9 protein-coding genes are annotated in these 12367 nt (G+C 47.8%); 6 read left to right on the plus strand and 3 right to left on the minus strand.

From position 1 onward, the window contains the following. Nucleotides 1-3: 3 nt before the first annotated feature. Together IB286_RS05470 and IB286_RS05475 are read right to left on the minus strand one after the other, a co-directional pair. Complete coding sequence (locus IB286_RS05470) at nt 4-681, minus strand: response regulator transcription factor (protein ID WP_190763292.1); 678 nt, start codon at nt 679-681, stop codon at nt 4-6. A gap of 32 nt (nt 682-713) precedes the next feature. Then, complete coding sequence (locus IB286_RS05475; RefSeq protein WP_190763294.1) at nt 714-1019, minus strand: PepSY domain-containing protein; 306 nt, start codon at nt 1017-1019, stop codon at nt 714-716. A 252-nt stretch (nt 1020-1271) separates the two neighbouring features. Here IB286_RS05475 and IB286_RS05480 point away from each other — a divergent pair, with 252 nt between their 5' ends. Together IB286_RS05480 and IB286_RS05485 are read left to right on the plus strand one after the other, a co-directional pair. Next, the gene (locus IB286_RS05480; RefSeq protein ID WP_190763296.1) at nt 1272-1898 is read left to right on the plus strand and encodes a glutathione S-transferase family protein; all 627 of its coding nucleotides are present in this window, start codon (nt 1272-1274) and stop codon (nt 1896-1898) included. A 120-nt stretch (nt 1899-2018) separates the two neighbouring features. Then, nucleotides 2019-3950, plus strand: coding sequence for a DUF3604 domain-containing protein (locus IB286_RS05485; protein WP_317889709.1), 1932 nt, complete (start codon nt 2019-2021; stop codon nt 3948-3950). Nucleotides 3951-4138: 188 nt separating this feature from the next. Here the strand turns inward: IB286_RS05485 and IB286_RS05490 are convergent, their stop codons facing one another. Continuing rightward, nucleotides 4139-5032, minus strand: a complete 894-nt coding sequence (locus tag IB286_RS05490) for a WYL domain-containing protein (protein ID WP_190763298.1) — start codon at nt 5030-5032, stop codon at nt 4139-4141. A gap of 277 nt (nt 5033-5309) precedes the next feature. Here IB286_RS05490 and IB286_RS05495 point away from each other — a divergent pair, with 277 nt between their 5' ends. From IB286_RS05495 to IB286_RS05510, 4 genes are read left to right on the plus strand one after another with little or no spacing between them, the layout of a single operon-like run. Then, nucleotides 5310-6770, plus strand: a complete 1461-nt coding sequence (locus tag IB286_RS05495; RefSeq protein ID WP_190763300.1) for a DUF3375 domain-containing protein — start codon at nt 5310-5312, stop codon at nt 6768-6770. A gap of 21 nt (nt 6771-6791) precedes the next feature. Then, nucleotides 6792-7655, plus strand: a complete 864-nt coding sequence (locus IB286_RS05500; protein ID WP_223826134.1) for a DUF4194 domain-containing protein — start codon at nt 6792-6794, stop codon at nt 7653-7655. Continuing rightward, nucleotides 7652-11098: an ATP-binding protein gene (locus IB286_RS05505; RefSeq protein WP_190763302.1), complete on the plus strand. Its 3447-nt coding sequence runs from the start codon at nt 7652-7654 to the stop codon at nt 11096-11098. Before IB286_RS05500 ends, IB286_RS05505 begins: the two co-directional genes overlap by 4 nt. After that, a complete protein-coding gene (locus IB286_RS05510; protein WP_190763304.1) occupies nt 11091-12356 on the plus strand; it encodes a Wadjet anti-phage system protein JetD domain-containing protein in 1266 nt (421 codons plus the stop codon). Before IB286_RS05505 ends, IB286_RS05510 begins: the two co-directional genes overlap by 8 nt. Nucleotides 12357-12367 lie beyond the last annotated feature (11 nt).

Here is a 12367-nt window from a genome sequence, read left to right on the forward strand (position 1 = left end):
TGGCTAACCTTCGTTCAGCTCAAAGCGGTAGCCACGGCCGCGAAGTGTGGAGATGGGTTTTAGGGAGTTGTCGGGATCGAGCTTCTTGCGTAGGCGAGCAATAAAAACCTCAATAACATTGCTGTCTCGATCAAAGTCTTGATCGTAGAGGTGTTCGGTAAGTTCGGTTTTGGATACGACTTGGCCGGTACGCATAGCCAGATATTCCAATGCATTGTATTCGAAGGCGGTGAGTTCCAGCGTGCGACCATCGACCACGGCTTTTTTGGCGCCCGTGTCTAGACTGAGCGGGCCCAACTGTAGCTTGGGGCTGGCAAAGCCCGCGGAGCGGCGGATCAGTGCATTGGCACGGGCTAGCACCTCTTCAATTTGAAAGGGCTTGGCGACGTAGTCATCGGCTCCAGCCTCCAGTCCGGCGACTTTGTCTTGCCATAATCCGCGGGCAGTAAGAATCAAAACGGGAAATTTAATGCCTTCTTCCCGCCAGCGTTTAATCACGGTAATGCCATCAATACCGGGTAGACCGATATCGACCACGGCGAGGTCATAAGGTGTTTCACGGCCTAGAAATAAGGCTTCTTCGCCGTCTTCGCAGGTGTCGCAAGCAAAACCTTCACGGCTGAATTCTGATTTCAATTTATCCAGCAGTAGCGCTTCATCTTCTACAATCAGTACACGCATTTTTATTTTCCTATTGCTGCGAAGAGAGTGCTTTAGCCATCGATGATGACATTTTTAATTTTGCCATCATCCTGAAGAATACGAACTCGATATGCTGGGCCATTGGGCGTGTTAATTTCACGGGCACCCACCGCGCGTCCACCATAGCGCCGTTCGGCAATACCAACGGCTTCGCGAGCACTTATAGATGGTGCTGCCGGGCTGGCATTAAAACGGTTCTCTAGCCCGGAATTTTCCAGTGAGCGATTTAGGCCATTGAGCAAGGGGTTTGCCATCAGCACTTGATGGCTTGAAATAAGCAAGACAATAAGCGGGAAAATTTTTAAGAATTTAGGCATAGTTGTCACTGGAGCACGGTGTTGTCTGTGAGTTTATCTACAGTTAATTCTAATAGGTGACGATTATATGAAAATGGTCGACCTTCTGCAGGGCTCATTTCGGTTCCTTTTTGTTCAGTTAAGGTTCCCTTTAGTTCAGATAAGATCGTAGCCAGTTGTGTCTGAACCGAAACTGAATAGTCGTCGCCGAAATTGGTTTTAGGTTTAAAAAACGAATTTGTACAACAATAACCATCAAAGGGGAGTATGCCAATGAAACTCTACAGCTATGATTTTGCACCCAATCCGCGTCGGGTGTTACTACACCTTAAACACAAGGGCATTGAGGTAGAAACCATTCAAGTGGATTTGCTCAAAGGTGAGCACCTAGTGGGAGACTTCGGCAAGATTAATCCGGATATGACCGTGCCATTGCTGGTATTGGATGATGGCACTGCGTTGACCGAGGTTATCGGTATTCTCAGTTATCTTGAAGATACCTATCCTGAAAACGCCCTGTTTGGGGAGCCGGGAGTAGAGCGTGCGAAAGTCATGAGCTGGTGCCACCGCCTGTTTATGCAAGGGCTGACCGCGGTGGCGGAGATTTTCCGCAATGGTAATCCCGCATTTAAAGACCGTGGAATGCCGGGGCCAATTAATATGCCGCAACTGCCGGAGTTGATCACTCGCGGCAATCTGCGTTTGGATGCCTTCTTTGCCAATATGGATAAGGAGCTTCAGGACAGGGATTTTCTGGTGGGTAATAAGCTAACGCAGGCGGATATTGATTTGTACGTGACCCTCGGCTTTGCGGGCTGGGCGGGGCGTCGGCAAATTCCAGATAGCTGCCCTCGCTTACAGGCTTGGTTTGCGGATATGAAAACGCGCTATGGTGAATAAAACCTCCTGCGTTTTGTGTTGCCAATCTGCTGCAAATAGATGAGGTGCCGCCCTGCGGCACTTACTCGCAAGATTTTCTCCTTATAATGCCCCCAAATAAATCCAAGTAGGGGGCGTTTCGTGAATTTACTCATCGCCAGAGTGGCGATTTTACTTTTGTTAAGTGCGTCCGCTCAGCTCGTTCTAGCAACTGAAAGTAAAAACACCTCAAATCAGGAATCGAACGACCGTTGTCAGAACTACCAAGCCAATAAACAGGTTTTATTCGGCGACCTTCATGTTCATACGCGCTATTCCCTCGATGCCAGTACCCAAAATACCCGCACTACACCACAGCAGGCTTACGCCTTTGCCAAAGGTGCTGAAATAGGTATTCAACCTTGGCGTGCCGATGGCACCGCGCTGCGTCATTTGCAATTAAATCGCCCTTTGGATTTCGCCGCAGTCACCGATCATGCGGAATTATTGGGTGAGGTTCACATTTGCCAATCGCCTGCTGAAATTGGCTATACCAGTTGGCAATGTCGTTTTTATCGATCTTGGCCGAGAGGGGCGTTCTTTCTTTTTAATACTACGGCGGCCATGACTAAACGTCTGGGATTCTGTGGCGAAGAGGGCCAGTATTGTCGCGAGGCCAGCGCAGGCCCGTGGTTGGATATCCAGCAGGCGGCAGCCCAAGCCAATGATACAGAGTCCTGCGAATTTACCAGTTTTGTGGCTTATGAGTGGACAGGGGCCTCGGAGAATTTGGGCAATCTGCACCGCAATATTATTTTTGCTAATGAACAAGTGCCGCGCTTACCGACCTCCTTTATCGATGCGCCTTCGGCAGAGCAGTTGTGGCAGCGTTTGGATGAGCAGTGTACCGACGCAGACGGTGATTGCGATGTGCTTGTAATTCCCCATAACTCCAATTTGAGTGATGGCTTTATGTTTTTAAGCACTCGCGAAGATGGCAGCCCGCTTGATCGCGATACCGCGCAGCAGCGAGCCCGGCTGGAGCGCTTGGTTGAGGTAATGCAGCACAAGGGCAGCTCGGAATGTTACTACGGGCCACTCAATAGCGAGGATGAGTTGTGCAGTTTTGAGCAATTATCTTATGCCCGCTTTAAAGATAAATTTCTCGGCAAGATCCTGCCTGCCTTAAGTGAAGCGGCTAAACCCGAAGCGGGCTATGTGCGCGATGTGCTAGGTCAAGGCTTACAGATTGAATCGGACTTAGGTGTAAACCCCTTCGCCTTGGGCATGATTGCTAGCACCGATACGCATTTGGGCGCGCCGGGTGCGGTATCGGAATCCAACTTCCCCGGTCATGGCGGTGCGGGTGCGCCGGCGGAAGAGGGCGAGCAACAAGGGCTGCCCGATGACTTGGAATACAATCCAGGCGGCTTGGCGGCAGTCTGGGCTGAGGAAAATTCTCGCGAGGCGATTTTTAATTCGCTGCGCAATCGAGAGGTTTATGCCACCAGTGGGTCGCGGATGACGCTGCGATTTTTTGCTGGTGCAGATTTGCCTGAGGACATTTGCTCGTCCAGTGATTATGCCCAGTCGGGTTACCAGTATGGTGTGCCTATGGGGAGCGAATTAGTACTGGGTGATGCTGATATTGCCGGGCCGGTATTTAGTGTTGCCGCTGCGGTAGACCCAGAGTCAGGGGCGCAAAGTTTGCAGCGTATTCAAATCATCAAAGGCAGTGTTGATGCACAAGGGCAGCGCTCAGAGCAGGTTATTGATATTGCCCAAGAACCCTTACGGGAGATTAATCCAGATCAATGCGTATTGTCTGGTGGGGGGCGTCAGCAGCTTTGTGTGCGTTGGCAGGACCCAAGCTTTGATCCGCAATCCAATAATTATTACTACGCGCGCGTCCTTGAGCAGCCTAGCTGTCGTTGGAGTCAGCAATTATGCATTAAAGCCGGGGTGGATTGTGCCGATCCCGAGAATGTGGCACCCGAGTTTGCCGCTTGTTGTAGTGCGGAGCATCGCAAAACAATTCAAGAGCGGGCTTGGAGTTCGCCGATCTGGGTAGCTCCGGCGAACTCTGAGTACTGAGCATTACTTTGCAGCCGTAGTTTTTAGGGAAGTACCCATAGTTGTAGCGGAAAATGTAAGTAAAGATTAAACATAATCTTCATAACGCATTGTTACATATAGGTTTCTGTGAATCGTCACCCCTTGGCGCTGCCCTCGGGATTTAGATTGTTCGATAGTCAGGTGGTCGCACATTGGCTGTATGCCCACTAGCTGGAGGGCTTATAGCCTGGTGCAATTGCTAGATTTTCCACGCCGTAGAGGGTGGGTGTGTTTTTAAGCCACAAATGAAACTCAGGGCCCTGCAAATCATGGCTGGGTGAGCAGTCAATATTCCAATGCCTTAACACATATCCTGCGACAGCTGCCCGTACCAGTATTTTCAGCATCCCGTTTGTCATGCAGTACTCGGTCTCTATCGTGTCTGGGTGCTGAAGGTTTGGGTGCGGAACGATGTGCATCTCGACAATACGGTTCCACTGGATATCACTTTCTTTGGTTTCTGACTTTGTTATTTCGGTACTGAGTAATTTCGGACTGGCAATGCGATTAATCACAAAGTCGGTGAACCGACTACGTTTGCGATCGTAAGCACGCATATGCCAGCGAAGGCCGTTATCTACCAGCGCAAAGGGAACAATCTCTCGCTGGGTTAAACCGCTGGACAGTGAGCGGTAGTTTATTTCCATCGCCTTCTTTTGGTGAATAGCCTTGGTGATCTCAGCCAGGACACCCAGGTTGGGAAGATTTAGTTGTGTTGGTGACTCAGCCGTAATTAAAGAACTACTCCCTGCAACATGATCATCTCCTAGTCCGTAGCACAAAGCAGATAGCGCCTGGCTTTCCTGGCAATGAAACAGGGGTTGAAACTGGTTTGTTCCGATATAGGTTTTAGCTTTCGTGTCGTAGGTAAGATTGTGAGAAGCCAGCTCTTTGTATAGTGCAATATCCCGAGTGGCTGCTGCTGCTTTGATGCCAAACCGACTGACTAAATCATTTCTGTTAACCGCCCCTAGAAAACGTAGTTTGAAGTCTATGTGGAATAGCCTCTCTTGTTGCGCTTGGCTGATGTCTTCAAGTTTGGTTGGGGTGCAGTTATTCAAATTACTACCTCTAGTTGCCGGGCTTTCCACATGCCTGATGAGACGGCCATGCTCTTTTTTTGACTGGAGCTTGTGGGCCCTGAAACCTGCACTCACCGATAGCGGGCATGTTTGTACTCAGAAACGAGACTGGATCGTAATATTTACGCAAGGTGTGTGTCAATTGTATTCATTGACATAATCAAAATGATGATGATAGGGTCTTTCTTGATCGTAGCGGCTGTTTGGTAATCAGAGTCCATAGGCTGTAAAGAGAGATTTGTATGAGGGAAAGGGATTGAACTTCCAGGGATTGCAAGCCAAGTACCGGCGGCTATTTGTCGAGAGCGCAGCTTGGAAGTTGTTAAAAGTCGATAATGCGCCTTATATCCTTGCGTTCATTGCGGATCTCTTTTCGGAAGAAAGTGAAGTTCCCTACGGTCGAGCCCGAATCTTGTTGGATGCCGAGATTGAGCGCAGCCGCGAGCTCGGCATTTGGCCGACCGAGACCTCCGCAGCCACCTATCTGAATCAATGGATTAAGAATGGCTGGTTGCGAGAAATGGATGATTCTCTGACTAAAACTGACGCGAGTGAAATAGCGCTTAGATTCTGTAAAGGTCTCGATGAACGCAATTCCGGCACCACTGCCTCACATTTGCGTATTGTTCAAGAAGCTGTTCGTGATTTAGCGGTTGCAATTAGCCCTAATGTTGATGAAAGGGTGACTTTGCTCGAAAGCAAAAAGGCAGAGATTCAGCGCGAAATCGAGGCGCTTCAAGCGGGGATCGTCCCAGTTCTAAGTGAATCAGAGCAAAGAGAGCGCATCCGAGAGATCTATCAACTGGCTTCTGTGCTGACGGGTGATTTTCGCCGTGTAGAAGATGAAATCAGAGTTTTAGATAAAGAGTTTAGAGTGAAGATTATTGAGGGTGATATCTCTCGTGGTGATGTGTTGCTATCCGTAATGGAAAGAGAGGCATTGCTTTCCACTACTGACGCAGGAAGTGCGTTTGAGGGTTTTTTTCAGTTGCTGTGTGATCAAAACCGCTCGATGGAGTTTCGTGAGCAGCTCCGTAGCATTCTGAGTAGACCTGTAGGTCAGCAGTTATCCGGTAGTCAACATCAGTTTCTTAGTCACCTGATGCGTGAGTTGAGCCGCGAGAGCGAAAGAGTCTTTCGTGTCAGGCGGCGTACTGAAGAGGGCCTGCGTTCCTATATAGAAAGCGGCGCTGCCGCCGAAAATCAGGCGGTTGATAGGTTGCTTTCAAAGCTGGAGAGACAAGCCGTATTGTTGCGTGATGAAGGCTTGGATTTGACAACGGAAACGGGGCTTAGTCTTCCTGTAGGCCCTATAGAGATCAAATCCCCTGAATCGATGAAATTGAGAAGCCCGGACGACAAGCTCGATACATCCGGCGTTGAAGAAAACGCCAATAGAAGAGAGCCAAGTGCTCACGTGCTTGACTGTCTCGATGCTGTTCAGGTGAGGCAAGTGGCCTATCAGGTTCTTAATACCCTTAGAGAACGTGGCCCGATGTCGATCGCTAGGCTGGCTGACGAAAACCCGTTGACCTCAGGGCTGGAAGAGCTGGTTGCGTATTTGCGAGTAGCAAAAGCGGTAGATGCGACCATGTTAGATGAAAAAGAGGACGTGATCGTAGTAGATAAGCAGGGTATTACGCTGAAGGCGTCTATACCCACCTATCTATTAACTGCCGAATTATTTCCAGAAGATATTGATGAGCTTGCCCTCTAGCGGGTAGCCAAGGAAAAGCCAATGACGAACCACACGCCACCCAATAGCTTCTTCTCGATGGTGACAGGTAATTCCGATCAAGAGCTACATACCAAAGGTGATGAAGGAAACAGCCTGGTAGCGGGTGACTCTCATGCTTCAGATGATCAAACTTCAAAAGCTCCGAATGAAGGCTTCAAAGATCAGTCAGTGGAAAGTGACGGGCTAGGGCTAATAACGGAGAGCGTCAGATCCGGTGATTCAGATATGCCACATGATGCCCGGCGAATTTTGGTTCATCTGATGCGGCAGGGTTCCGTTATGGCATCACAAAAACCGAAACTATTTGAACAGCTTTGTCGCTATGAATTGGCAATACGTAAGCATCTATCTGAAGTTTACCTCCAGCTAGTACTTGATCAGAAGTCTGGCGTGGCATTTGTGGCCAGTATTGCCTCAGAGCATGTTGGCGATGTTGAAGATGATGGGCTGGAAGATGAAGTGACAGATGCTGACGAGTCAGCCACCTTGATCCCGAAGCGTACCCTTTCCCTGCTTGATACATTGATACTACTGGTATTAAGAAAGCATTATAAGGATCGAGAGTCGGCGGGAGAGCAAAAGATCACGATTGATATCGAACGCCTGGAATCCTATTTAACGCCCTTCCTGCCAATAACGGATCACGCGTCAAAAGATCGAAAAAAGCTGCTGGTCAGAGTAAAAGAGATGGTTAAGCGGAAAGTCCTGTCGACGATCAGAGGCGAAGAAGATCGATACGAAATCACTCCCATCATTCGTTATGTAGTGAATGCCGGTTTTTTAGAGACAATGTTGGCTGAATACACTGCGCTCGCCCAAGAGCAGCTCAACGAAACCGATCTTGCGGGGAGCGATCAGAAATGACTACTGATTTATTCGAAAACGCCTCTCAGCCTTCTACTAATGAGACCGGTAACCCAATCTCCAGAAATGATTTGTTTTCTCAGGGGCAAATAAGATTGTCTGAACTGTCAGTGTTTAACTGGGGGTCTTTTCATGGATTACATACCGCAGCTATTGACCCAGAAGGAACATTGGTAACGGGAGACAATGGCGCCGGCAAGTCGACGTTTATTGATGGATTGATGGCGCTTCTTTTACCGGCAGGTAAAGCAACATTCAATGTTGCTGCAGCACAAGGTGATCGCTCCGACCGTTCTCTCCTGTCTTATATGCGCGGAAGCTTTGGTTCGGCTCATGATGGGGCATCAACCCGAGTAAAAAGCAAGCGGGAAAAAGGCGTTGTTACCGGCCTGAGAGCGCTTTATCGAGCTGACGATGGTTCTTGTATCACTTTGGCGGCGCTTTTCTGGACTACAAGCGCTACAAATACACTGAGTGAAGTAAAGCGTGTATATCTTGTCGCCAAGCGAAGTCTTCAACTTAAGGAACTTCTCGATGCTTTTGGTGAAGGTAATACGAGGCAACTCAAACAGTGGTTACGGGACGATCCTGCCATAACAGATTGCGATAGCAATTTCTCAGATTATCAGGAGCTATATCGAAAGCATCTTTATATGGACAACAAGAACGCCCCTGCATTGTTGTCGCGAGCGCTTGGCCTAAAGAAGATTGATGATCTGACCAAATTAATTCGTGAGTTAGTGCTTGAACCAAGTGGTGTAAAGGAGGAGGCGAAAAATGTTGTTGAGGAATTTGCCGACCTCGTGGCAATACATGAACAGCTGGTTGATGCGAAAGAGCAGTACAGTCATTTAAGCAGGTTGCCTGAGCTGGCCGAGTCCATCGCAAAGGCCACCAAGTCCCTGGATTCACTCCTGCTGGAAAAAAGTAACCTGTCGACCTACTTTGGTGAGGCGCTTTCAATTCTTTGGGCAGAAAAGCTAGAAGACATAGGCAAAGCGCTAGATTCAATATCAAGGGAAATTCGCAGCGTAGAAATTGACGAAAGTGATGCCCAGTCATCCCTTGAGAAGAGACATGAAGAATATCTTAATGTCGGAGGCGATAAAGTTGAGTCGCTTAAGAAGGATATCAAGCATGCTCAGGAAAGCCTCGAAGGCGTTATACGGCAATCATCAAACTATCAGCGCGATTGTCAAAACCTTGGATTAAGTACAGATCTTACTGAGTCAGCCTTTCTCGCTAATAAAACATTGGCTGATGGGCAAGCTGAAAACTTAGAACAGTTAAAAAATCAGGGGCTGGAATCCTTTGCAGAAGTTCGTGCCGAGCTGAGTAGGAATAAAAACACTGTCAAAGAAATTGAAAATGACATTCGAGAAATAGAAGCGAGACCCAATTCTAATATTCATAAAGACTATCAGAAACTGCGAGATCAAATCGTCGATTCGTTGAACCTGCCAGCGGATGACTTGGTTTTTATCGGCGAGCTTTTGGATGTGAAGGAGGAAGAGAGATCTTGGCAAGGCGCGATTGAGCGAGCTCTGGGAGGGTTAAAGCTGACGTTGCTAGTACCCCAAAGAAGCTATTCCATGGTGACGCGTTGGTTAAATGTTCGGCATACGGGGTTGCATGTTCGTGTCCAGGTTGTTTTGGGAAATCAAAGTGACTACGTGGAATTCTCTGAAAAAGGGTTTCTTCGCAAGCTTGTCTGGAAAGAGCACGCCTATCGGGATTGGCTTAAAAAGCACCTGAGCAAATATGACTTACAGTGTGTTGCCGGAACAGACGAATTGGATGCTACTCCTTTTTCCATGACCAAAGAGGGTTTGGTGCATAAGGAAAAAGGGCGGTTTGAGAAAAAGGACCAGACCAGAATTGACAACAGGAGAGACTGGTACCTTGGCTTTTCCAATAAATCACGGTTAGCCATTCTTCACAATGACAAGAATGAATTGGAGCAAGTGTGTGCTGAGCTAAAAGAGAGGGATAGAAAATCACTAGATGAACTCCAGAAGATCTCTGATCAGGAGAAACTTTGGGAACGCCTGAGCGCATACACATGGGAACAGATCAATGCACCCTACTGGCAAAGGCGCTTGGAAAGCGTCAAAGCTGATTTGAATGCACTGGAAAAATCGGGTGGTGATCTTGAAGTGGCTAGAAGCCGATGGGATGCCGCTAAAGACCATCTACAAAAAATTCAGGAAAGCAAGGGCCAGCTTTTAACGAAGAAAGGGTCGCTAGGGAACGATAAATCCCATGCTCAAGAACAGCTGGACAAATTTCAGCAGCTAGCCGCAGCCGGAATGACCGATGAAGTCAGGCAAGTGCTTCAATCCAGGGTGGGCGATATCCGATTAGAGGATGCCCATCGACAAGCGGACTTTGAAAAAGCTATTGATGGCGAATTAGACAAGATACGCACCGCTAAGAGCACAGCCGAGAATGTCGCAAACGGGATAATGGGGTCGTTCCGAGGAAAGGATAAGTGGCAACCTATCACAGTTGACTGGCCTACAGGGCTCGAAGGGCTTCAATATTATCTGGAGCACTATACCTATATTGAGACGGAAGGGCTTCCGGAGCTAATCGATCAGTTTAAAGAGCGTTTGAACAAGCATGCCACTCAATCATTGGCACGCATCAAGACAAAGCTTGAATCTGAAAGAGAAGATATTTTAGAAAGAATAGATACGATCAATCGTGTTTTGAAACGCACTGAATTTAAACAAGGAAGCCATTTAAGGCTGGGTTCCAAGCGTGAAAAATATCCACATGTGCTGGAATTTGAGCGAAAAGTCAGAAGTGCACTGAGCCACGCAACGAGCGATGACCATGAAGCTCGATTCAGGCTGTTATCTGACGTGGTTGATATTCTTAATAAGGCGAGTGCGCCGGGCACATCCACCAATGAAGAAAGCAAGAGGCTTCTGGACCCGCGTTATCAAATGTCATTTTTTGCTGAAGAGATTGACTCGCAGACGCTTGAAGTTCGAGATGTGCTTGAATCAAGCAGTGGAAAATCAGGTGGTGAGAAGGAGTCATTTGCTGGCACTATTGTCGCGGCCAGTCTTGCTTATGTATTAACACCCGATGGATACGACAGGCCAATTTACTGTACGGTGTTTCTGGATGAGGCGTTTTCTAATACTGCCGAAGCTGTAAGTCGTCGAGTTCTTCGAGTCTTCAAGGAATTGCATATACACGTTAATTTGAATACGCCTTATAAAAATCTCAACCTGGCAAGGGAGTCTGCACGATCGCTACTCATTGCTGAGCGTGACCCGGCGCTCCATGAAAGTCATTTGTGCGAAGTCACATGGGAGGAAATAGATCAGCGCATGGCCAAGCAGAAGCAATCAGCCCGGTTAAAGGAAATAGCGGGTGAAATCGAGCTGAAGGAGCTGGGAAACACAGAAGTTGAGCCCAGTGATGTCTGAAGAAAATAGCAGGCCAGCATGGGGGGTTATCCAGCAAGATGCCGTTGAACTTTTGCGCGCTAAGTATTGGAAGAATACTAAGACCTTAAAGAGCTTGCTTGCTGGTAACACAGAATTTCCGTTACAGATATCTTTGAAGCCGCCAAAAGGAAATGCAGCCCTGAATAATATCAGTCATTTCCAGGAGTTTGTGGATTCCTGGAAGTCGTTTTGTGAACAGGCTGAATATGAGTCTATGCAAGTTAACGTCCGTTGGGAAACGGTAATATTTAGATCGATTTCTGAGCAGCAGGTTCCAACCTATTTGACAATACCTGATATCAGCTCGCTTGCTCGAATGCTTGGTGATGCGGAAGAGCAGCAGCTTAAAGGCTGGCAGTCCAGAATTTCATATATCTTTGATTCACTCTCCATAGAACTTGCTAAGCGCACTGTACACCCAATCAGATCAATCTATGAACGTGAATTGTTCTCCACACTAGTTGCGAATCTGGAAATCTTATCCGGCTTTAGTAAATTAGAGTTGGAATTGCTGGTTAAACTTATTCCCCAGCTTCACAAGGGCATGGGGCGCGGAAGTTATTTAAGGGCGCTTCCTGTCATATTTGTCGATACAAAATACATAGAGAAGAATCTGAAGCTTATTGAGTCAGTTACCGCAGCCATCCTTGACAGTTCTGCAAAGGAAATGGGTCTATTGAGTTGGCTGGATTGCAGGAATAAGCCAAAAGATTGGTTGTTAGTAAAGCCATTGTGTAAAAGCGCTGCAGATGCCCTCGGAGGACTGCCATTGTTACGGATGTCTTCTGAAACATTATTGCAGTTCGATTTGCCTGCTAAAAATATTCTTGTGATTGAGAATGAGCAGTCGTGCCTGTCTCTCGATAATATTCCTGACACTATCGCTGTGTCGGGAGGAGGCAAGAACGTTTCATGGATGAGGGTAAATTGGCTTGCCAATAAACGAGTTGCCTATTGGGGCGATATCGATTCTGAAGGGCTTGCCATACTCAGCGATGTTCGCAGCAAGTTGAGTACAGTTATCCCGCTGATGATGGACACGGAGACCGTTAAGGCCTACCGAGATAGGATGGTTGACGAGCCAGAGTCGGTAATAAGAGAGCCCGTTGCGCTGACTGAGAGCGAACTGATGCTTTTTAGAATGCTGCGCAATGGTGATTATGGCAGTGCGCGTTTAGAACAAGAGCGTTTGCCCATGGATTTTGTCTATGAGAAGGTAAGGGTGTGGGCTGGCTAAATGCATTCCGC

This window comes from Spongiibacter pelagi (assembly GCF_014705705.1).
GTDB lineage: Bacteria > Pseudomonadota > Gammaproteobacteria > Pseudomonadales > Spongiibacteraceae > Spongiibacter > Spongiibacter pelagi.

Bases quoted from the DNA above. Each gene is read 5' to 3' on its own strand.
- IB286_RS05470 (WP_190763292.1), bottom strand. From the start codon at position 681: ATGCGTGTACTGATTGTAGAAGATGAAGCGCTACTGCTGGATAAATTG.
- IB286_RS05475 (WP_190763294.1), bottom strand. From the start codon at position 1,019: ATGCCTAAATTCTTAAAAATTTTCCCGCTTATTGTCTTGCTTATTTCA.
- IB286_RS05480 (WP_190763296.1), top strand. From the start codon at position 1,272: ATGAAACTCTACAGCTATGATTTTGCACCCAATCCGCGTCGGGTGTTA.
- IB286_RS05500 (WP_223826134.1), top strand. From the start codon at position 6,792: ATGACGAACCACACGCCACCCAATAGCTTCTTCTCGATGGTGACAGGT.
- IB286_RS05505 (WP_190763302.1), top strand. From the start codon at position 7,652: ATGACTACTGATTTATTCGAAAACGCCTCTCAGCCTTCTACTAATGAG.
- IB286_RS05510 (WP_190763304.1), top strand. From the start codon at position 11,091: ATGTCTGAAGAAAATAGCAGGCCAGCATGGGGGGTTATCCAGCAAGAT.